This window comes from Streptomyces bambusae, from assembly GCF_020532645.1.
GTDB lineage: Bacteria > Actinomycetota > Actinomycetes > Streptomycetales > Streptomycetaceae > Streptomyces > Streptomyces bambusae.
The window spans coordinates 39122-60000 of the sequence record NZ_JAJAUZ010000036.1; the positions used below are offsets into that span (position 1 = coordinate 39122).

Annotated in this window: 14 protein-coding genes and 1 pseudogene; 7 read left to right on the forward strand and 8 right to left on the reverse strand. The window is 73.9% G+C overall.

Annotation, left to right across the window (positions count from 1 at the left end; genetic code table 11):
• Nucleotides 1-182 precede the first annotated feature (182 nt).
• From LG634_RS23610 to LG634_RS23620, 3 genes are all read right to left on the reverse strand, one after another.
• The gene (locus LG634_RS23610) at nucleotides 183-1646 is read right to left on the reverse strand and encodes a glutamate synthase subunit beta (protein ID WP_226735991.1); all 1464 of its coding nucleotides are present in this window, start codon (nucleotides 1644-1646) and stop codon (nucleotides 183-185) included.
• Nucleotides 1639-6261 carry a glutamate synthase large subunit gene (gene gltB, locus LG634_RS23615; RefSeq protein WP_226735993.1) on the reverse strand — a complete coding sequence of 1541 codons (4623 nt, stop codon included), beginning with the start codon at nucleotides 6259-6261 and terminating at the stop codon, nucleotides 1639-1641. Before gltB ends, LG634_RS23610 begins: the two co-directional genes overlap by 8 nt.
• Nucleotides 6262-6716: 455 nt before the next feature.
• Nucleotides 6717-7448, reverse strand: a complete 732-nt coding sequence (locus tag LG634_RS23620; RefSeq protein WP_226735994.1) for a VIT1/CCC1 transporter family protein — start codon at nucleotides 7446-7448, stop codon at nucleotides 6717-6719.
• Between the two features lie 237 nt (nucleotides 7449-7685).
• On the opposite strand from LG634_RS23620, the gene LG634_RS23625 reads away from it, so the two are divergent.
• The 7 genes from LG634_RS23625 to LG634_RS23655 are packed head-to-tail and all read left to right on the forward strand — an operon-like array spanning nucleotide 7686 to nucleotide 15739.
• Complete coding sequence (locus LG634_RS23625) at nucleotides 7686-8672, forward strand: ADP-ribosylglycohydrolase family protein (protein WP_226736062.1); 987 nt, start codon at nucleotides 7686-7688, stop codon at nucleotides 8670-8672.
• Nucleotides 8669-10087, forward strand: coding sequence for an ADP-ribosylglycohydrolase family protein (locus LG634_RS23630; RefSeq protein ID WP_226735996.1), 1419 nt, complete (start codon nucleotides 8669-8671; stop codon nucleotides 10085-10087). Before LG634_RS23625 ends, LG634_RS23630 begins: the two co-directional genes overlap by 4 nt.
• Nucleotides 10088-10094: 7 nt before the next feature.
• Nucleotides 10095-11240, forward strand: a complete 1146-nt coding sequence (locus LG634_RS23635) for an ADP-ribosylglycohydrolase family protein (protein WP_226735998.1) — start codon at nucleotides 10095-10097, stop codon at nucleotides 11238-11240.
• A complete protein-coding gene (locus LG634_RS23640) occupies nucleotides 11237-12688 on the forward strand; it encodes an ADP-ribosylglycohydrolase family protein (protein WP_226736000.1) in 1452 nt (483 codons plus the stop codon). Before LG634_RS23635 ends, LG634_RS23640 begins: the two co-directional genes overlap by 4 nt.
• The gene (gene rbsK, locus LG634_RS23645; protein ID WP_226736002.1) at nucleotides 12685-13638 is read left to right on the forward strand and encodes a ribokinase; all 954 of its coding nucleotides are present in this window, start codon (nucleotides 12685-12687) and stop codon (nucleotides 13636-13638) included. The genes LG634_RS23640 and rbsK overlap by 4 nt, the downstream gene beginning before the upstream one ends.
• A gap of 59 nt (nucleotides 13639-13697) precedes the next feature.
• Nucleotides 13698-14921: a CaiB/BaiF CoA transferase family protein gene (locus LG634_RS23650; protein WP_226736003.1), complete on the forward strand. Its 1224-nt coding sequence runs from the start codon at nucleotides 13698-13700 to the stop codon at nucleotides 14919-14921.
• Nucleotides 14918-15739: an HpcH/HpaI aldolase/citrate lyase family protein gene (locus LG634_RS23655; RefSeq protein WP_226736005.1), complete on the forward strand. Its 822-nt coding sequence runs from the start codon at nucleotides 14918-14920 to the stop codon at nucleotides 15737-15739. The genes LG634_RS23650 and LG634_RS23655 overlap by 4 nt, the downstream gene beginning before the upstream one ends.
• A gap of 509 nt (nucleotides 15740-16248) precedes the next feature.
• Here the strand turns inward: LG634_RS23655 and lgt are convergent.
• The 5 genes and pseudogenes from lgt to trpM form a co-directional block, all read right to left on the reverse strand.
• Nucleotides 16249-17298: pseudogene (gene lgt, locus LG634_RS23660) on the reverse strand (prolipoprotein diacylglyceryl transferase); the annotation flags it as partial.
• Between the two features lie 98 nt (nucleotides 17299-17396).
• A complete protein-coding gene (locus LG634_RS23665; RefSeq protein ID WP_226736007.1) occupies nucleotides 17397-18179 on the reverse strand; it encodes a DsbA family protein in 783 nt (260 codons plus the stop codon).
• Between the two features lie 94 nt (nucleotides 18180-18273).
• The gene (gene trpA / locus LG634_RS23670; RefSeq protein ID WP_226736009.1) at nucleotides 18274-19098 is read right to left on the reverse strand and encodes a tryptophan synthase subunit alpha; all 825 of its coding nucleotides are present in this window, start codon (nucleotides 19096-19098) and stop codon (nucleotides 18274-18276) included.
• Nucleotides 19095-20342, reverse strand: a complete 1248-nt coding sequence (gene trpB / locus LG634_RS23675) for a tryptophan synthase subunit beta (protein WP_226736011.1) — start codon at nucleotides 20340-20342, stop codon at nucleotides 19095-19097. The genes trpA and trpB overlap by 4 nt, the downstream gene beginning before the upstream one ends.
• Nucleotides 20343-20627: 285 nt before the next feature.
• Complete coding sequence (gene trpM / locus LG634_RS23680) at nucleotides 20628-20849, reverse strand: tryptophan biosynthesis modulator TrpM (protein ID WP_226736063.1); 222 nt, start codon at nucleotides 20847-20849, stop codon at nucleotides 20628-20630.
• Nucleotides 20850-20879: the final 30 nt, after the last annotated feature.

Below are 20879 nucleotides of genomic sequence, written 5' to 3' on the forward strand. Positions count from 1 at the left end.
TCTAACCGACTACGGAACGCCACCGCGCCCGCCATCCCTGGTCGGGGACATGGCGGGCGCGGTGTCGGAGTGCCGCACATCGTTGTGCGGACCGTATGAGGGGTCCTCCCCGGCGGGGAGGGGTACCGCAAGGTGGTGCGTTGCGCCCGGCCCCTCCGGGAGGGGAGGGGCCGGGCGGCGGGTCAGACCGTCAGCGAGCGGTCCGTCGGCTTGATCGGGTACGGGAGGGTGCTCGTGCCCGTGAGGTAGCGGTCCACGCCTCGGGCGGCGGAGCGGCCCTCGGCGATGGCCCAGACGATCAGGGACTGGCCGCGGCCCGCGTCGCCGGCGACGAAGACGCCGTCGACGTTGGTCGCGTACGACGCGTCGCGGGCGATGTTGCCGCGCTCGTCGAGCTCCAGGCCGAACTGCTCGACCAGGCCGTTGGAGCGGTCCGTACCGGTGAAGCCCATGGCCAGCGTGACCAGCTGCGCCGGGATCTTGCGCTCGGTGCCGGCCTGCTGGACCAGCTTGCCGTCGACGAACTCGACCTCGACGAGGTGCAGCCACTGGACGTTGCCGTCCTCGTCGCCCTCGAAGTGGGTGGTGGAGACGGAGTAGATCCGCTCGCCGCCCTCCTCGTGCGCCGACGTGACCTTGTACAGCATCGGGAAGGTCGGCCAGGGCTGCGAGACCGCGTTCCGCTCCTCGTTCGGGCGGGGCATGATCTCCAGCTGGGTGACCGACGCGGCGCCCTGGCGGTGGGCGGTGCCGACGCAGTCCGCGCCGGTGTCGCCGCCGCCGATGACGACCACGTGCTTGCCCTCGGCCGTGATGGGGGGCGCCACGAAGTCGCCCTCCTGCACCTTGTTCGCGAGCGGCAGGTACTCCATCGCGAAGTGGATGCCGTTCAGCTCGCGGCCCGGGACCGGCAGGTCGCGGGAGACGGTGGCGCCCGCCGCGATGACCACCGCGTCGTACCGCTTGCGCAGCTGTACGGCGTCCAGGTCGCGGCCGATCTCGACCCCGGTGCGGAACTTGGTGCCCTCCGCACGCATCTGCTCGATGCGGCGGTTGATGTGCACCTTCTCCATCTTGAACTCGGGGATGCCGTACCGCAGCAGCCCGCCGACGCGGTCGGCGCGCTCGAACACGGCGACCGTGTGGCCGGCCCGGGTCAGCTGCTGGGCGGCGGCCAGACCGGCCGGGCCCGAGCCGATGACGGCGACCGTCTTGCCGGACAGCCGGTCCGGGGGCTGCGGGGTGACGTTCCCCGAGTCCCACGCCTGGTCGATGATCGAGACCTCGACGTTCTTGATGGTGACGGCGGGCTGGTTGATGCCCAGCACGCACGCCGACTCGCACGGCGCCGGGCACAGCCGCCCGGTGAACTCCGGGAAGTTGTTCGTCGCGTGCAGCCGCTCCGACGCCGCACCCCAGTCCTCGCGGTAGGCGTAGTCGTTCCACTCGGGGATCAGGTTCCCCAGCGGACAGCCGTTGTGGCAGAACGGGATGCCGCAGTCCATGCACCGGCCGGCCTGCTTGCTGATGATCGGCAGCAGGGAGCCGGGGACGTAGACCTCGTTCCAGTCCTTGAGGCGCTCGGCCACGGGACGGGTGCAGGCGGTCTCCCGCGGGGTGGTGAGGAAGCCCTTCGGGTCAGCCATGGGTCGCCGCCTCCATCATCTTCTCGGTGGTCTCGGACTCCGAGAGTCCGGCCCGCTCAGCGGCGTCCTTGGCGGCGAGCACTGCCTTGTACGTGGTCGGAATGATCTTGCTGAAGCGGGCCACCTCGGTGTCCCACCCGTCGAGGAGGGCCCGGGCCACGGTGGAACCGGTCTCCTCGTGGTGCCGCCGCACGACGTCGTGCAGCCACTCCCGGTCCTCGGCGGACAGGCCCTCGACGGCGTCCAGGTTGCCGGCGTTGACGTGGTCGCGGTTGAGGTCGATCACGTACGCGACACCGCCGGACATGCCGGCCGCGAAGTTGCGCCCGGTCTCGCCGAGGACGACGGCCCGGCCGCCGGTCATGTACTCGCAGCCGTGGTCGCCCACGCCCTCGGAGACCACCAGCGCACCGGAGTTGCGGACGCAGAAGCGCTCGCCGGTGCGGCCGCGCAGGAACATCTCGCCGCCGGTCGCGCCGTAGCCGATGGTGTTGCCCGCGATGACCGAGTACTCGGCCAGGTGGTCGGCGCCCCGGTCCGGGCGGACGATCACGCGGCCGCCGGACAGGCCCTTGCCGACGTAGTCGTTGGCGTCGCCCTCCAGGCGGAGGGTGACGCCGCTCGGCAGGAAGGCGCCGAAGGACTGGCCGGCGGAACCGGTGAAGGTGAGGTCGATGGTGTCGGCGGGCAGGCCCGCGCCGCCGAACTTCTTGGTGACCTCGTGGCCGAGCATGGTGCCGACGGTCCGGTTGATGTTCCGGATCGCGACCTGCGCCCGCACCGGCTGCGCGGCCTCGGCGGACGCCGCGCCCAGCGCGTCGGCGGCCAGCTTGATCAGGTCGTTGTCGAGCGCCTTCTCCAGGCCGTGGTCCTGGGCGACGAGGGCGTGGCGGACCGCGCCCTCCGGCAGCTCGGGCACGTGGAACAGCGGCTCCAGGTCGAGGCCCTGGGCCTTCCAGTGCCGGACGGCCTGCGTGGTGTCGAGCAGCTCGGCGTGGCCGACGGCCTCCTCGACGGTGCGGAAGCCCAGCTCGGCGAGGATCTCGCGGACCTCCTCCGCGATGAACTCGAAGAAGTTGACGACGTACTCGGCCTTGCCGGAGAACCGGTCGCGCAGCACCGGGTTCTGGGTGGCGATGCCGACCGGGCAGGTGTCCAGGTGGCAGACGCGCATCATCACGCAGCCGGAGACGACGAGCGGCGCGGTCGCGAAACCGAACTCCTCGGCGCCGAGCAGCGCGGCGATGACCACGTCGCGGCCGGTCTTCAGCTGGCCGTCGGTCTGCACGACGATGCGGTCGCGCAGGCCGTTGAGCAGCAGGGTCTGCTGGGTCTCGGCGAGGCCGAGCTCCCAGGGGCCGCCCGCGTGCTTGAGCGAGGTCAGCGGGGAGGCGCCCGTACCGCCGTCGTGGCCCGAGATGAGGACCACGTCCGCGTGCGCCTTGGAGACGCCGGCGGCGACCGTTCCGACGCCGACCTCGGACACCAGCTTCACGTGGATGCGGGCGGCCGGGTTGGCGTTCTTGAGGTCGTGGATCAGCTGGGCCAGGTCCTCGATGGAGTAGATGTCGTGGTGCGGCGGCGGGGAGATCAGGCCGACGCCCGGGGTGGAGTGCCGGGTCTTGGCGACCCACGGGTACACCTTGTGGCCGGGCAGCTGGCCGCCCTCGCCGGGCTTGGCGCCCTGGGCCATCTTGATCTGGATGTCGTCCGCGTTGACCAGGTACTCGCTGGTGACGCCGAAGCGGCCGGAGGCGACCTGCTTGATCGCGGAGCGGCGCTCGGGGTCGTAGAGGCGCTCGGGGTCCTCGCCGCCCTCACCGGTGTTGGACTTGGCGCCCAGCCGGTTCATGGCGATGGCGAGGGTCTCGTGGGCCTCCTGCGAGATGGAGCCGTAGGACATGGCGCCGGTGGAGAACCGCTTGACGATCTCGGAGACCGGCTCGACCTCGTCCACGGAGATCGCGGGGCGGTCGCTCTTGAAGCCGAACAGGCCGCGGAGCGTCATCAGGCGCTCGGACTGCTCGTTCACCCGGTCCGTGTACTTCTTGAAGATGTCGTACCGGCGGTTGCGGGTGGCGTGCTGGAGGCGGAAGACCGTGTCCGGGTCGAACAGGTGCGGCTCGCCCTCGCGGCGCCACTGGTACTCGCCGCCGATCTCCAGCGCGCGGTGCGCCGGGGCGATGCCGGAGGCCGGGTACGCCTTGGCGTGGCGGGCGGCGACCTCCTTGGCGACGACCTCCAGACCGGCGCCGCCGATCTTGGTGGCTGTGCCGTTGAAGTAGGTGTCGACGAAGGCCTGGTCGAGACCGACGGCCTCGAAGACCTGGGCGCCGCGGTAGGACGCGACGGTCGAGATGCCCATCTTGGACATGACCTTCAGGACGCCCTTGCCGAGGGCGTAGATCAGGTTCCGGATGGCCTGCTCGGGCTCGACGTCCGTGAGGAAGGTGCCGGCGCGCAGCAGGTCCTCGACGGACTCCATGGCGAGGTACGGGTTGACCGCGGCGGCGCCGTAGCCGATGAGCAGGGCGACGTGGTGGACCTCGCGGACGTCGCCGGCCTCGACCAGCAGGCCCACGTGGGTGCGCTGCTTGGTGCGGATGAGGTGGTGGTGGACGGCCGAGGTGAGCAGCAGCGAAGGGATCGGCGCGTGCTCGGCGTCGGAGTGCCGGTCGGAGAGGACGATGAGGCGGGCGCCGCCCTCGATGGCGGCGTCGGCCTCGGCGCGGATCTCGTCGAGGCGGGCGGCGAGGGCCTGGGCGCCGCCGCTCACCCGGTAGAGGCCGGAGAGCGTGACGGCCTTCATGCCGGGCATGTCGCCGTCGGCGTTGATGTGGATGAGCTTGGCCAGCTCGTCGTTGTCGATCACCGGGAACGGCAGCATGATGTTGCGGCACGAGGCGGCGCTCGGGTCCAGCAGGTTGGCCTGCGGGCCGATGTGGGAGCGCAGCGAGGTGACCAGCTCTTCGCGGATCGCGTCCAGCGGCGGGTTGGTGACCTGCGCGAACAGCTGCGTGAAGTAGTCGAAGAGCAGCCGGGGGCGCTCGGAGAGGGCGGCGATCGGCGAGTCGGTGCCCATGGAGCCGATCGGCTCGGCGGCGCTGCGGGCCATCGGCGCGAGGATGACCTTGAGCTCTTCCTCGGTGTAGCCGAAGGTCTGCTGGCGGCGGGTGACCGAGGCGTGGGTGTGCACGATGTGCTCGCGCTCGGGGAGGTCTTCCAGCTCGATCTCGCCGGTCTCCAGCCACTCCGCGTACGGGGCGGCGGCGGCCAGCTCGGCCTTGATCTCGTCGTCCTCGATGATCCGCTTCTGGGCGGTGTCGACGAGGAACATCCTGCCGGGCTGGAGGCGGCCCTTGCGGACGACCTTGGCGGGGTCGATGTCGAGGACGCCGACCTCGGAGCCGAGGACGACGAGGCCGTCGTCGGTGACCCAGTAGCGGCCGGGGCGCAGGCCGTTGCGGTCGAGGACCGCGCCGACCTGGGTGCCGTCGGTGAAGGTGACGCAGGCCGGGCCGTCCCAGGGCTCCATCATCGTGGAGTGGTACTGGTAGAAGGCCTTGCGGGCCGGGTCCATGGAGGTGTGGTTCTCCCACGCCTCGGGGATCATCATCAGCACCGCGTGGGGCAGCGAGCGGCCGCCGAGGTGCAGGAGTTCCAGCACCTCGTCGAAGGAGGCCGAGTCGGAGGCGTCCGGGGTGCAGATCGGGAAGATCCGCTCCAGGTTCTCGGCGTTCCCGAAGAGGTCCGAGGCGAGCTGGGACTCGCGGGCGCGCATCCAGTTGCGGTTGCCCTTGACCGTGTTGATCTCGCCGTTGTGGGCGACGAACCGGTACGGGTGGGCGAGCGGCCAGCTCGGGAAGGTGTTGGTGGAGAAGCGGGAGTGGACCAGGGCGACCGCGGATGCGAAGCGGCGGTCGGAGAGGTCCGGGAAGAAGGGCTCCAGCTGGCCGGTGGTCAGCATGCCCTTGTAGACGAGGGTGCGGGCCGACAGCGACGGGAAGTAGACGCCGGCCTCGCGCTCGGCGCGCTTGCGCAGCACGAACGCCTTGCGGTCCAGCTCGATGCCGGTGCTGCCGCCCCCAGAGCCTTCGGCCTGGGAGGTGCCCCCCGTGACGAACAGCTGGGAGAACGCCGGCATGGTGGCGCGGGCGCCGTTGCCGAGGAGGTCGGGGGTGACGGGGACCTCGCGCCAGCCGAGGACGGTGAGGCCCTCTTCGGCGGCGATCGCCTCGATCTGCGCGACGGCCTGTGCGGAGTCGTCGGCGGGCAGGAAGGCGATGCCGACGGCGTACGCGCCGGCCTCGGGGAGCTCGAATCCGGCGACCTCGCGGAGGAAGGCGTCCGGGACCTGGGAGAGGATGCCGGCGCCGTCGCCCGAGTCGGGCTCGGAGCCGGTGGCGCCGCGGTGCTCGAGGTTCCGCAGGACGGTCAGGGCCTGCTCGACGAGGGTGTGGCTGGCCTCGCCGGTGAGGTTCGCCACGAATCCGACGCCGCAGGCGTCCTTCTCGTTGCGCGGGTCGTAGAGGCCCTGCTGGGCGGGGCGACCGTCCAAGGGCGACCAGGCGGTGGTGCTGGGGCCGGTCGCGGAGTGCATGGATGCGGAACGCATCGGCTCTCCCGTCGTCGTCGTGGCATGTGCAAGTGCCGAGGGACGACGTTGGCCCTCTGCGAAAGTTCGTGCAGGTTACATGATGACTGCAATCCCGGTAACCGGATACTGCATTCCAGCATGCGGACTGCGCGAGGCAGGAAAAGGGACCTTCAGCAGGCAGAACGCGGTGTGGAGGTCCGGGGGCGCGAGGCGGGCACCCTTGCCCGCGCGCCTTCGTCTCATGCCCGGCGTACACGTGTTTGAAACAGCCGGGTAATGGACTACTTATGTTGAGCGCTGCATAGTGTCTCACTTTCGCGGCGTCGGGCCTAGGCCGCCGGGGGCCGCCGGGCCGGGGCGTACGTCACACGATCCCGCACTTCGGGCGGGTCGGCGCGCGGTACGCCCCATTGCTCCCGGATGCCGCGCAGGGGTGCGGCGTACGGGCCGGGCGGCCGTACGGGCCGTACCGGCTAGCCGACCGCGTGCCCGATCAGCGCGCCGATCCCGTACGTGACGGCTGCCGCGGCGCCGCCCAGGGCGAGCTGGCGCAGGCCGCTGTACCACCAGGTGGAGGCGGTGACGCGGGCGACGACCGCGCCGCAGGCGAAGAGGCCGAGCAGGGCGAGGAGTACGGCGGGCCACAGGGCGGTCGCACCGAGCAGGTACGGCAGCAGCGGCAGCAGCGCGCCGAGCGCGAAGGAGCCGAAGGAGGAGACGGCGGCGACCATCGGCGAGGGCAGGTCCTCGGGGTCGATGCCGAGTTCCTCCCGGGCGTGGATCTCCAGGGCCTGCTCCGGGTCGCGGGACAGCTGCATGGCGACCTCGCGGGCGAGCGCGGGCTCCACGCCGCGGGAGACGTACAGCTCGGCGAGCTCTTCCATTTCGTCGACCGGGTGCTTGCGCAACTGCTGCCGCTCGACGTCGAGTTCGGCGAGGACGAGATCGCGCTGCGAGGCGACGGAGGTGTACTCGCCGGCCGCCATCGAGAAGGCGCCGGCGGCGAGGCCGGCCAGGCCGGTGATGACGACGGTCTGCGGGGCGACGGCGCCGCCGGCCACGCCGGTCATCAGCGCGAGGTTGGAGACCAGGCCGTCCATCGCGCCGAACACCGCAGGGCGCAGCCATCCGCCGTTCACATCGCGGTGCGTGTGGTTGTCGCGGTGGGCGTCGTGCAGCGGTGCTTCGATGTCGATGATGGACATGTGCCTTTACTCCCCTTTTGTGCATGCGGAGGCCGTGAGGCTTCCGGCTCCCCCTCAACACCTCGAAACTACGCACGATTTTTGATCGCCGCCAGCAAGGAAGGCCGTACTTACCTGGGGTTTTGACGGCTGGCGACCGGGTGACCGGGGTGTTTCGGACGCACCGACAAACCTCATGTCATGGCACAAATCCCCCAAGGGCTCAAGATGAGTTCCATCGATGTGGAGAGGCGCGCCATGGAGCTGATTGCATGCAATCCGCAAGTCCTCCTCGAACGGGCCAGGGGCGCTCTTCTGGGACTGGCGGTGGGTGACGCGCTGGGCGCGCCCGCGGAGAACATGAAGCCGTCGGAGATCCGGGCCCGGTGGGGCCGGATCGAAGGGTTCGTCTCGGACGATCCGGCGGGTACCGACGACACCGAGTACGCGATCTTCTCGGGCCTGTTGCTGGCCCGGCACGGGTCGGCGCTGACGGTCGCGCACGTGGAACGGGCCTGGCACCACTGGATCGCCGACCTCGACGAGGGGCCGTTCCGCGGGGCCGGATTCTCGGAGCGGGGCACGCTGGAGAACCTGCGGCGGGGGCTGGCCGCGCCGATCTCGGCACAGCACCGGCACGCGTGGAGCGACGGACTGGCCATGCGGGCCGCACCGTTCGGGGTGTTCGCGGCGGGGCGGCCGGCGGAGGCGGCCCGGCTGGTGGCGATCGACGGCTGCGTCAGCCACGACGGCGAGGGCATCTACGGCGGGCAGGCCGTCGCTGCGGGGGTCGCGGCGGCGATGGCGGGCGGCAGTGCGGCCGCGGTGGTCGCGGCGGCCCTGTCGGTGATCCCGTCCGACTCGTGGACGGCCCGGTCGCTGCGGCGGGCGGTGACGGCGGCGCCGCGCGGGGAGCGGGCGGTGCGGTCGGCGGTGGTGATCGGCGGGTATCCGTGGACGGACCTGGCGCCGGAGGCGGTGGGGCTGGCGTTCGGCGCCTTCGCCGCGGCCCGCGGCGCGTTCGCGGACTCCGTGCTGACGGCCGTGAACATGGGCCGCGACGCGGACACGACGGCCGCCGTCGCCGGCGCCCTCTCCGGCGCCCTCTCCGGCGTCGCCGCCATCCCCGAAGCCTGGGCCGCCGCCATCGGCCCGGTCCGCGGCAGCTGCCTGCCGTCCATGCGCGGCCACCACGTCCTCGACATCGCGGACCTCCTCACCCCGGAAAGCGAGCCTCCCCGATGACCGACCCCCACGACCCGCCGGGGACGGCCCCCCTCACCGGCACGCCTTCCCCGGCCGCTGCGCGTACCGGGGCGCGATGCCCCGAGCCGCAGCCGGCCGGGGCCGACGCCCGTTCCGCGGCACCCGGGGCCGTACCGGCTGCCGGGGCCGTCTCGGATCCGTGGGCCGTCCCGGCGCCCCCGGGGGCGATCCCGGCGCCCGGGGGCGTACGGGCGGCCGAGGGCGGGGCCGGCCCGTCGGCGGGCGGCCGGGCCGGGCTGCCGGCGCCCGCGGAGCCGCGGGACGACGACGCCGGGCCGCGGCGGATCGAGGGGCTGCTGCTGGGGCTGGCGGCCGGGGACGCGGCCGGGTGGCCCGCGGCCCGGCACCGGGCCTCGCGGATGCCCGAGTGGACCCGGCGGCTGACCCGGGAGCTGGACACCTTCGCCGAGCAGAACGCGACCACGACGCTGCCGGTGCCGATCGCGCTGAACCAGCCGCCCGAGCCGCTCCGGCTGGGCCCCTCCGACGACGCGGAGTGGGCCGCGTTCGTCGCCGAGTCGGTGCTCACCGCGGCCGGTTCGCTGCTGAGCGACCTGTCCCGGTCGCGCCGCATGCGGGCCGCGATCGACCTCGCCTGGAACGCGCTGGCCAGCGAGATCGCCGCGGCCGCCGAACGGGCCCCGGAGGTGGAGTCCGCGGTGCTGCCGCTGCGGGCCCGGATCTCCGTACGGGCCGGGCTCGGCAATCTGGCCGCCGGGCTGCGGCCGCCCGCCACCGGGCACGACAACCCGCACTACTTCGACGACGCGGCCTGCGTGCGGGCCGCCGTACTCGCCGTCGTGCACCCCGGGGACCCCCGGGCGGCCGCCGAACTCGCCGAGTTCGACGCCCGCTACACCCAGGACGGGGACGGCGTGCACGGCGCCCGCGCGATGGCCGCGGCCGTGGCCGCAGCACTCGGCGGGGCCGGTGTCGACGAGGCCGTGGCCGCCGCGCTCGACCAGCTGCCGGAGACCACCGAGATCGGCCGCAACGGCCGGCACGCCGTCGGGCTGGCCCGCGCCCTGCCGCCGGGCAGCGGCGCGTTCGCGCTGGTCCCGACGCTGGAGCACGAGATCGTCGACCACGTCTACAGCTACGGCATCGCCGCCGCCGAGACCGTGCCCGTCGCCCTCGCCCTGGCCACCGCGGCCCGCGGCCGGGTCACCGAGGCGGTGCCGGCGGCCGCCTGCCTGTCCCGGGTCGCCGACTCGGCCCCCGCCCTCGCCGGCGCCCTGACCGGCGCGCTCGGCGGCGGCGACGCCCTGCCGCCCGGCTGGCGCGAAGCCTGCCGCACCCTGTCCGGCTGCGTGCTGCCCCGCCTCGCCGGCACCGACCTCGTCGAACTCGCCGGGCTGCTCGCGCGCTCGGAGCTCACCTCACCCAAGGGATGATTCAGACATGACGCTCACGCTGGAGGAGAGGGCGGCCGGCGCCCTCGTCGGGGCTGCCGTCGGCGACGCGCTCGGCGGGCCGGTGGAGGGCTGGACCCCCGAGCAGATCGGCGAACGGCACGGCGGCCGGGTGCGCGGCATCGTCGGCCCGTTCCACGAGGACTGGCGTACGGCCCGCCCCATCGCGCCGTACCACAAGGGCGACGGCCACGTCACCGACGACACCCTGATGACGCACGCCCTGGTGCGGGTGTACGAGAAGGTCCGCGACCACCTCGACGCGTACGCGGTCGCCGACCACCTGGTGCCGGACCTGATCTCGGTGCCGCGCTGGATCCCGGAACTGGAGGCCGAGGCCCTGCCGTTGCAGCGGATCTTCCTCGCCGAGAAGTGGATCGTGGCCCGGCTGCACTACGGGCACGTGGACCCCCGCGAGGCGGGCACCGGGAACATCGTCAACTGCGGTGCCGCGATGTACATGGCACCGGTGGGCCTGGTCAACGCGGGCAATCCGGCGGGCGCGTACGCCGAGGCGCTGGACGTCGCCGGCGCGCACCAGTCCTCATACGGGCGGGAGGCGGCGGGCGTCTTCGCGGCGGCGGTGGCGGCGGCCTGCCGGCCGGGTGCGACGGCGGAGTCCGTGGTGGACACGGCCCTGGAACTGGCCAAGGACGGCACCCGGGCCGCGATCGAGGCGGTCTGCGAAGAGGCCGTCCGGCACCGGGACTTCGAGTCGGCGCTGGCGCCCCTGCGGGCGGCGGTCGCACCGTTCGACACGGTCGGCCCGGACTACCGCAACCCGTCGCTGGCGGCCCGCCGCCCGTCCCGGCTGCACGCCATCGAAGAGCTGCCGGTGGCCCTCGGGATGCTGCTGGTCGCCCGCGGCGGATACGAGCAGGCGGTGCTGGGCGCGGTCAACTACGGCCGGGACTGCGACTCGATCGCCACCATGGCGGGGGCGGTGGCCGGGGCGCTGGGCGGCGAGTCGGTGGTGCCGGCGGCCTGGTCGAAGCAGGTGGCGGAGGCCAGCCGGCTGGACCTGCACGCCCCGGCCGCGGCCCTCTCGGCCGTCGCCCGCGAGGTGTTCGAGCGGGACCTGCGGCGACGGCGCACCCACGAGTCGGCGTTCGCCGCGATCGCGGTCGCCCGGTGACGCCGCTGCGGCTGACCTGGGCACAGCCGGAGGACCTGGTCGGGCACGAGCTGCGGCAGGCGGCGGAGGACGGCCGCGACCCGGCGGCCGCCGACCGGCTGCGCCGCACCTGGCTCGCCGCCGGCGGCCACCCGGCCCCCCTCCGCGCCGGCGCCTCGGCCACTCCTCCCCCACCCGAACTGCGCACCCTGGCCCTGCACCTCCTGACCGAACTGGCCCGCCTGCCCACCGGCTTGACCGAGGAGGAACCGACCGGTCTGACCGCGATCGAGACGTCTTGCCCGGGCTGGCCGGGTGCGGCGGAGGACCGGGACCGGCCGGGCGGGGTGGCAGGACAGGCCGGGCGGTGCGGACCGGGCGGGCCGGGGCAGGGGGCGGATGCCGAAGGGACCGCGCTCGTCGACCGGCTGGAGGCGGCGTGGGCGGGGCGGGCGGCCGGGTGCGTGCTGGGGAAGCCGGTGGAGAAGCTGCCGCTGGCCGGGATCCGGGCGTTGGGGCGGGCGGCGGGGAACTGGCCGCTGCGGGGCTGGTTCACGGAACGCGGGGTGCCCGCCGAGGTGCTGGCCGCGCATCCGTGGAACCGGCGCAGCGCCGGGACCTCGCTCGCCGAGAACATCGACGGGGCGCCGGAGGACGACGACCTCAACTACCCGCTGCTGGGCCTGCGGCTGCTCCAGCGGTACGGCCGGGACTTCCGCACCGGCGACGTCGCGCAGGTCTGGCTCGACGAGCTGCCCGCCGGGCGTACGTTCACCGCCGAACGGCTGGCGTACCGGAACCTGCTGCTCGGGCTGGAGCCGCCGGACACGGCCACCCACCACAACCCGTTCCGCGAGTGGATCGGCGCTCTCATCCGCGCCGACGTGCACGGCTGGACCAACCCCGGCGACCCGGCGGCCGCCGCCCGGCAGGCGTACCGCGACGCGTGCCTGACGCACACCGCGAACGGCGTGTACGCGGCGATGTTCGCGGCGGCCGCGCTGGCCGAGGCGGCGTCCGGCACGGCGGACGTGCACACGGCGCTGCGGTCGGGGCTCGCGGTGGTGCCGCCCCGCTCCCGGCTGGCGGCAGCGGTCCGCTTCGGCATCGACGCGGCCGCCCTGCACGAGGACTTCGACCGGGTCGCGGACCTCCTGCACGCCCGCTACGGGCACCACCACTGGGTGCACGCGGTCCCGAACACCGCCCTGATCGCGGCCGCCCTCACCCACGCCGACGGGGATTTCGGCGCGTCCGTCTGCCGGGCGGTGTCCGGCGGCTGGGACACCGACTCGAACGGCGCCACCGCGGGCTCCCTCGCGGGGCTGCTCGCCGGTTCGGTGCGGGCCCTGCCCGCGCAGTGGACGGCACCGCTCGGGAACCGGCTCGCCACGACCGTCCCGGGGTTCGACGGCATCGGCTTCGACACCCTGGCCACCCTCACCGCACAGGAGGCGGCAGCACGATGACACAACCGACGCCGACAGCCGCAGCGCCCGTACGGCCGCCCGCCGGCGCCCCCCGCATCGCCGTGCTCGGCAGCGCGAACATGGACCTGGTCGCGTACGTGCCGAAGGCGCCGCGCCGCGGCGAGACCGTCACGGGCCGGGAGTTCCGTACCGTCCCGGGCGGCAAGGGCGCCAACCAGGCGCTGGCCGCGGCGCGTTCGGGCGGGGCGGTGACGATGGTCGGGGCGGTCGGCGCGGACGCGTTCGGAGTACGGCTGCGGGCCGTGCTGGCCGAGGCCGGGGTGGACACGTCCGGGCTGCGGACCGTCGAGGGCGCCAGCGGCACGGCCCACATCACGGTGGACGACGAGGGCGGCAACGCGATCGTGGTGGTGCCGGGTGCGAACGGCACGGTCACCGCCCTCGAAGCCGGGGACGAGGCCCGGATCGCGGGCGCCGGGGCGCTGCTGCTCCAGCTGGAGCTGCCGATGCCGGGCGTGCTGGCCGGTGCCCGGGCGGCCCGCGCACACGGCGTGCGCACCGTCCTGACGCCTGCGCCCGCCCAGCCACTGCCCGCCGAACTCCTTGCGCTGACCGACCTGTTGGTCCCCAACGAGCACGAGGCGGCCGCCCTCACCGGCGCCACCGACCCCCGGCAGGCTGCGGCGGTACTGCTGCACGACGTTCCCGAGGTGGTGATCACCCTGGGCGCGGCGGGCTGCCTGTACGCGGCGCGCGGGGCGGAACCGTACAAGGTCCCGGCGCCGCGGGTCCGCGCGGTGGACACGACGGCGGCCGGGGACACGTTCGTGGGCGCCCTGACGGTGGCCCTGGGCGAGGGCCGCCCGATGCGAGCGGCCCTGGCGTGGGCCGCCGCGGCAGCGGCCCTGTCGGTCCAGCGCGCGGGCGCCTCGGCATCCATGCCGCTCCGGAACGAGATCGACGCTCTCGCCGCGGAGCACCGCTCATGAACAAGGACTCCGCTCGACACGAAGAGCACCGCTCTCGCACCGGAGCGTCGCTCTCGAACGTGAGCGGGCCGACCTCCGTGTCCGAGCCGTCTCCGGCCGCCGGCCCGCTGGCCGGTCTGCGGGTGCTGGATCTCGCCACCCTCTTCGCCGGGCCGCTCGCGGCTACCCTGCTCGGTGACTTCGGGGCCGACGTGATCAAGGTCGAGCATCCGCGGCGCCCGGATCCGTCGCGTGGTCACGGCCCGGCCAAGGACGGTATCGGGCTGTGGTGGAAGCTGCTCGGCCGCAACAAGCGGACCATGACCCTGGACCTGTCCGCCCCCGAGGGCCGGGCACTGCTGCTGCGGCTGGCCGGTTCGGCGGACGTCGTGATCGAGAACTTCCGCCCCGGCACGCTGGAGAAGTGGGGCCTGGGCTGGCCCGAGTTGTCCGCCGCCAACCCGCGGCTGGTGCTGGCCCGGGTCACCGGCTTCGGCCAGTTCGGCCCGTACGCGCGCCGCCCCGGTTTCGGCACGCTCGCCGAGGCGATGAGCGGGTTCGCGGCGATGACCGGGGAGCCGGAGGGGCCGCCGACCCTGCCGCCGTTCGGGCTGGCCGACTCGATCGCCGCGCTGGCCACGGCGTACGCGGTGATGACCGCACTGGCCGCGCGCACCGCCGACGGCGGCGGCCAGGTGGTGGACCTGGCGATCATCGAGCCGATCCTGACCGTGCTCGGCCCGCACCCCCTCTGGTACGACCAGCTCGGCTACGTGCAGCCGCGGACCGGAAACCGGTCGGTCAACAACGCTCCCCGCAACACCTACCGGTCCGCGGACGGCCGCTGGCTGGCGGTGTCCACCTCCGCCCAGTCCGTCGCCGAGCGGGTGCTGCGGCTGGTGGGGCGGCCGGAGCTGGCCGGCGAGCCGTGGTTCGGTTCGGGGGCCGGGCGGGCGCAGCACGCCGCCGTCCTCGACGAGGCGGTCGGCGGCTGGATCGCGCGGCACAAGGCGGACGAGGTGGTCGCGGCGTTCGAGGAGGCGGAGGCGGCGGTGGCGCCCGTGTACGACGTACGGGACGTGCTGGCGGATCCGCAGTTCGAGGCGCTGGACACCGTGACGGAGGTGCCGGATCCGGAGCTGGGGCCGATCCGGATGCAGAACGTGCTGTTCCGGCTGTCGGAAACACCAGGGGCGATCCGCTGGGCGGGGCGGCCGCACGGCGCGGACACGGACGCGGTGCTGGCGGAGCTGGGCGTGGACCGCGGTGAGGTGGCCGCGCTGCGGGCGGGAGGGGTGCTGTGACCGGGGTCCCGCCGCTGACCTGGCTGTACGTGCCCGGTGACCGGACCGAGGTGGTGGCGAAGGCGCTCGGGTCCGGGGCGGACGTAGTGATCGTGGACCTGGAGGACGCGGTCGCCGAGGACCGCAAGGAGTACGCGCGTTCCGCGACCGCCGAGCTGCTCGCCGCCCGGCCGGCGGTGCCGGTGCACGTACGGGTGAACGCGCTGGACTCTCCTTGGGCGGAGGCGGACCTCCGGGCGCTGTCGGGGCTGCGCGGGGTGTCCGGGCTGCGGCTGCCGAAGGTATCGGACCCGGGCGAGGTGGTCCGGGTCGCCGACCGCACCGGGGGCACCGGCCTGTACCCGCTGCTGGAATCGGCGCTCGGGATCGAGCGGGCGTACGAGATCGCGCGGGCGCATCCGGCGGTACGGGGGCTGGCGCTGGGCGAGGCGGATCTGGGGGCGGAGCTGGGGGTTCTGGCGGAGGAGGGGCTGGGGTGGGCGCGGTCGCGGGTGGTGGTGGCGGCTCGGGCGGCGGGGCTGCCGTCGCCCGCGCAGTCGGTGTACCCGCACGTCCACGACCTCGACGGGCTGGCGGCGTCCTGCCTGCGGGGGCGGGTCCTGGGGTTTCTGGGACGGGCCGCGATCCACCCCCGGCAGTTGCCGGTCATCGAACGCGCCTACCTGCCCTCTGCTGCGGAGGTCGACGCGGCCCGCGCCGTCGTCGACCGGGCGCGTGCGGCGCCGGGTGCGTCCGCGCTGCCCGACGGCCGCTTCGTCGACCCCGCGGTCGTGGCCGCCGCCCACCGCGTCCTCTCCCTCTCCGCCCGCCACCGCTGACCGGTGGCTCCGCCCCCGACCCCGCGCCTCAATCGCCGGCGGGGCTCAGAGATCGGGGCTCCGCCCCGGACCCCGGTCCTCAAACGCCGGACGGGCTGGAGTTTGCCCCTGTCCGGACTTTGCCCGCGGGCAGGATTCTGCGGGGCAGGTCCGGCCTCCCCAGGGGGCGCCTCCAGCCCCCTGGGGGCTGGGGGAGGCTGAGGCACGGGGTCCGGGGCGGAGCCCCGGTTCGGGAAGGGACGGGGTGGGGAAAGGGCGGGCTCCGGGAAAGCGAGAGGCCGGGCACCCCACGGGTGCCCGGCCTCTTCGGTGTCCGACGGACGTCAGGACTTCTCGGCCTCCGCCGGAGCGTCCTTCTTGCCCAGCGCGACCTTGCCCGGCTCCGCTCCGGCGTCGCCCTCGGCGGGCTGCCCCGGCACAGCCGGCTCAGCGGCCGCGCCGCCCTCGGCCTGCGCGCCACCCTTGGCGGCCGCAGCGACCTTCGCCGGCTTCCCGGCCTCGGCGGAGGCGCCGGCCTTGACCGACTCCCCGTCCTTGGGGGAGGCACCGTCCTCGGCGGAGGCACCATCCGTGGCGGAGGCACCGCCCTTGGCGGAGGCACCACCCTTGGCGGAGGCACCATCCGTGGCAGAGGCACCACCCTTGGCGGACCCGCCGTCCTCGGCAGACGCGCCGCCCTCGGCGGACCCGGCCTCGTCCCCAGTCACCTCCACGTCACCGGCACCGGCACCCGCGCCCACGGCCGCAGCCCCCGGCTCCACGACCGCCTCGCGGCCCGGCCGCAGGCGGGCGGAGAGGACGAAGTAGGTGACCGCCAGGAGGAAGACGACGATCGCGGTCCACACGTTCAGGCGCAGGCCCAGGATGTGGTGGGCCTCGTCGACGCGCATGTACTCGATCCAGCCGCGGCCCACGCAGTAGGCCGCGACGTACAGCGCGAACGCCCGCCCGTGCCCCAGCTTGAAGCGGCGGTCGGCCCAGATGACCAGGAGGGCGACGCCCACGCACCACAGGGACTCGTACAGGAAGGTGGGGTGGTACGTGCCGGCGACCCGGTTCGGGCCCTCGCTGATCTCCAGCGCCCACGGCACGTCGGTGGCGCGGCCGTACAGCTCCTGGTTGAACCAGTTGCCCCAGCGGCCGATCGCCTGCGCCAGCGCGATGCCGGGGGCCAGCGCGTCGGCCCAGGCCGGCAGCGGGATGCCGCGGCGGCGGCAGCCGATCCAGGCGCCGACCGCCCCGAGGGCGATGGCGCCCCAGATGCCGAGGCCGCCCTCCCAGATCTTGAAGGCGTCGACCCAGTTCTCACCCTCGCTGAAGTACAGCTGGTAGTCGGTGATCACGTGGTAGAGGCGTCCGCCGACGAGGCCGAAGGGCACCGCCCAGACGGCGATGTCGGCGACCGTGCCCGGCTTGCCGCCGCGCGCGATCCAGCGCCTGTTGCCGAGCCAGACGGCGACGAAGACGCCGATGATGATGCAGAACGCGTAGCCGCGCAGCGGAATCGGTCCGAGGTGGACCACACCGGTCGACGGGCTGGGGATGAAGGCAAGTTCCATGGCAGCACCGACGGTACCTTGCCGGACCGTGGCGAGGGCAAGCCCGCCCGGCAAGGTGAAACCAAATCCACACAGGGCGCGCACGCCCGCGGCGGGGCTCAGCCCTTGGCGCCGGCCTCCACCTTGGCCTTCAGCTTCTCCGGGGTGAGCGGATTGGCCTGGTCGGCGAAGATGTCCGTGCCGTCGAGCTGCACGGTGGGGGTGCCGCGGAACTGCCCGTCGCGGAACGCGCCGTACGACTTGGCGACCCAGGAGTTGTGGGTGCCGCCCTTGACGCACTTGGTGAAGGCGGGCGTCTTCAGCCCGGGCACCTTCTCCGCGAGCTTCAGCAGCCGCGCTTCCTTCCCGTAGGCGTCGTCGACCTCCTCGGGCTGGTTGATGAAGAGGACGTCGTGGTACGCGGAGAACTTGCCGGCGTCCTGGGCGCAGGCGGCCGCGTTGGCCGACTTCAGGGAGCCGCTGCCGCCCATGTTGCCGTCGATCAGGGTGACCAGGTGGTAGTCGACCTTGAGCAGGCCCTTGGCCTCCAGCTCGTGGATCGTGGCGCGGTAGCGGTCCTCGAAGGACTTGCAGGCGGGGCAGCGGAAGTCCTCCCAGACCGTCAGGGTCGACTTCGCGGCGTCCTTGCCGGTGCGGATGGCCAGGGCGTCCTTGCCGGTGGCGCCGGAGGGGGCGACGACCGGGCCGGCGGCGGCACCGCCGCCGTCCTTCCCCGCGTTCGCCGCGATCAGGCCGACGACGGCGGCCAGGCCGAGGACGCCGACGACGGCGCCGGCGACCACGAGGGTCCGGCGGCGCTTCTCCTTGGCCTTGTCCCGCTCGCGCTCCACAAGGAGCCGCTCCCGGGCCGACCGCTTCGCTTCAGGGTTCTTCTCACTCACGTCCCGCAAACGAACCGGGGAGGCACTGGCGTGCCTCCCCGGTCCCGGTTCCACTCGATCGGGCTACAGAACCCCGCGGCCCGTCACCGCGGGCTCAGCCCCGCCGGACGCCCTGGGCGAGCTCGGCGGCCAGTTCCCGTACGGATTCCAGGCCGGCGGCCGCGTCGGGGGCGTCGAGCAGCCGCTGCACGAACGCCGAGCCGACGATCACACCGTCGGCGAAGCCCGCGACCTCGCGGGCGTGCTCGGCGTTGGAGACGCCCAGGCCGACGCAGACCGGCAGGCCGTCGCGGACGGCCGGGGTCTTCCGGGCCCGCTCGACGAGGTCCTGGGCCTGGGCGCCGACGGAGGCGCGGGTGCCGGTGACGCCCATCAGGGAGGCCGCGTACACGAAGCCGCTGCCGGCCTCGGTGATGGTGGCCAGCCGCTCGTCCTTGCTGCTGGGCGCGACGACGAAGACGGTCGCCAGGCCGTGCTTCGCGGCGTGCTCGCGCCACAGGGCGGACTCCTGCACCGGCAGGTCGGGCAGGATGCAGCCGGCGCCGCCGGCCGCGGCCAGTTCGGCGGTGAAGCGCTCGACGCCGTAGCGGTCGATGGGGTTCCAGTAGGTCATGACGAGGACCGGAGCCCCGGTCGCCTCGTGGGCTTCCCTGACCGTCCGGAACACGTCCGCGATCTTGACGCCGCCGCGCAGGGCGATGTCGTCGGCGGTCTGGATGACCGGTCCGTCGAGCACCGGGTCGCTGTGCGGCAGGCCGACCTCGACGATGTCGGCGCCGCCCGCGATGACGGCCTTGATGGCGTCGATGCCGCCGTCCACGGTCGGGAACCCGGCCGGGAGGTAGGCGATCAGGGCGGCCCGGTCCTCGGACCTGGCCTTGGCCAGCGTGTCGCTCAGCAGTCGGATGTTCCCGCTCACTTGGTCTCCCCCTTGGCCTCGTCGTCGTACAGCCCGAAGTAGCGGGCGGCGGTGTCCATGTCCTTGTCGCCGCGGCCGGACAGGTTCACGACGAGCAGTCCGTCCTTGCCGAGTTCCCTGCCGAGGTCGAGGGCGCCGGCCAGGGCGTGGGCGCTCTCGATGGCCGGGATGATGCCCTCGGTGCGCGACAGCAGGCGCAGGGCCTGCATGGCCGCGTCGTCGGTGACGGCCCGGTACTCGCCGCGGCCGCTGTCCTTGAGGTAGGCGTGCTCGGGTCCGATGCCGGGGTAGTCGAGGCCGGCGGAGATCGAGTACGGCTCGGTGATCTGCCCCTCCTCGTCCTGGAGGACGTACGAGCGGGAGCCGTGCAGGATGCCGGGCTCGCCGGCGGTGAGGGTGGCGGCGTGCTCGCCGGTCTCGACGCCGTGGCCGGCCGGCTCGAAGCCGACGAGGCGGACGCCGGCGTCGGGCACGAAGGCGTGGAAGAGGCCGATGGCGTTGGAGCCGCCGCCGACGCAGGCGGCGACCGCGTCGGGGAGGCGGCCGGCGCGCTCCAGGATCTGGCGGCGGGCCTCGACGCCGATGACCCGGTGGAAGTCGCGGACCATGGCGGGGAACGGGTGCGGGCCGGCGACCGTGCCGAAGAGGTAGTGGGTGCGGTCGACGTTGGCGACCCAGTCGCGGAACGCCTCGTTGATGGCGTCCTTGAGGGTGCGGGAGCCGGACTTCACGGCGATGACCTCGGCGCCCAGCATGCGCATGCGGGCCACGTTGAGGGCCTGCCGCTGGGTGTCGATCTCGCCCATGTAGATGACGCATTCGAGGCCGAAGAGGGCGCAGGCGGTGGCGGTGGCCACGCCGTGCTGGCCGGCTCCGGTCTCGGCGATGACGCGGGTCTTGCCCATGCGCTTGGTGAGGAGCGCCTGGCCCAGCACGTTGTTGATCTTGTGCGAGCCGGTGTGGTTGAGGTCCTCGCGCTTGAGGAAGATCCGGGCGCCGCCGGCGTGCTCGGCGAACCGGGGCACCTCGGTGAGGGCGCTCGGGCGGCCGGTGTAGTTGACCATCAGGTCGTTCAGCTCGGCCGCGAAGGCGGGGTCGCTCTTGGCCTTCTCGTACTCGACCGCGACCTCGTCGACGGCGGCGACGAGGGCCTCGGGGATGAACTTGCCCCCGAAGTCGCCGAAGTAGCCGTCGGCGTTGGGGACGGCGCCCTGGTGGTCGGGGATGAAGAACTCGCTGGTCATGCCAGTACCAGTACCTCTCGGAAGCAACGGGTGTGGTCACCGTATGCGCCGGGTGCCCGGCGGGCGTGCACCTCGGGGTGCAGGGCCGCGGCCGGGTCGCAGGGAGGCGGGGCGGGCCGTCGGGACGCAGGTCCGGGACGCGGCCGGCACGGGCGCGGCGGGCCGCCCGCCGGCGTGGGTCCGGGCCGCGCACAGGGGCGCGGGCCGAAGGGGCGGCGGGGCGGTGGCCGGCCCGTGGGGGCGCGGCGGACGCTGCGGCGACGACGGGCCGGCCGCCGGGGTCCGTCAGACGGACCCCGGGGTGCCTTCCGTGCACAGCGCAGCGTGAGCGCGCCATCGCATGCCGTTGACCTGTCCCGGCTCCGAGCCGAGGATGTAGCGCACCCGGCGGCCGAGGACGCGGCGGGCCGGGGCGCGGCAGCCGCGCGGGCGGCAGCCGCGGGCGAGCGGGGCGTGCTGGTCGCGCGGCGGGGCCGCCGCGGGCACGCCGACGGGCCCCGAGCAGATGCTCGGGACCGGGCGGCGCGGGCGGCGGGC

What these genes read in the sequence shown, in the direction of transcription:
- gltB (WP_226735993.1), bottom strand. Translation starts at nt 6,261, where the DNA reads ATGCGTTCCGCATCCATGCACTCCGCGACCGGCCCCAGCACCACCGCC.
- LG634_RS23625 (WP_226736062.1), top strand. Translation starts at nt 7,686, where the DNA reads ATGGAGCTGATTGCATGCAATCCGCAAGTCCTCCTCGAACGGGCCAGG.
- LG634_RS23635 (WP_226735998.1), top strand. Translation starts at nt 10,095, where the DNA reads ATGACGCTCACGCTGGAGGAGAGGGCGGCCGGCGCCCTCGTCGGGGCT.
- trpB (WP_226736011.1), bottom strand. Translation starts at nt 20,342, where the DNA reads ATGACCAGCGAGTTCTTCATCCCCGACCACCAGGGCGCCGTCCCCAAC.
- LG634_RS23610 (WP_226735991.1), bottom strand. Translation starts at nt 1,646, where the DNA reads ATGGCTGACCCGAAGGGCTTCCTCACCACCCCGCGGGAGACCGCCTGC.
- LG634_RS23620 (WP_226735994.1), bottom strand. Translation starts at nt 7,448, where the DNA reads ATGTCCATCATCGACATCGAAGCACCGCTGCACGACGCCCACCGCGAC.
- rbsK (WP_226736002.1), top strand. Translation starts at nt 12,685, where the DNA reads ATGACACAACCGACGCCGACAGCCGCAGCGCCCGTACGGCCGCCCGCC.
- LG634_RS23630 (WP_226735996.1), top strand. Translation starts at nt 8,669, where the DNA reads ATGACCGACCCCCACGACCCGCCGGGGACGGCCCCCCTCACCGGCACG.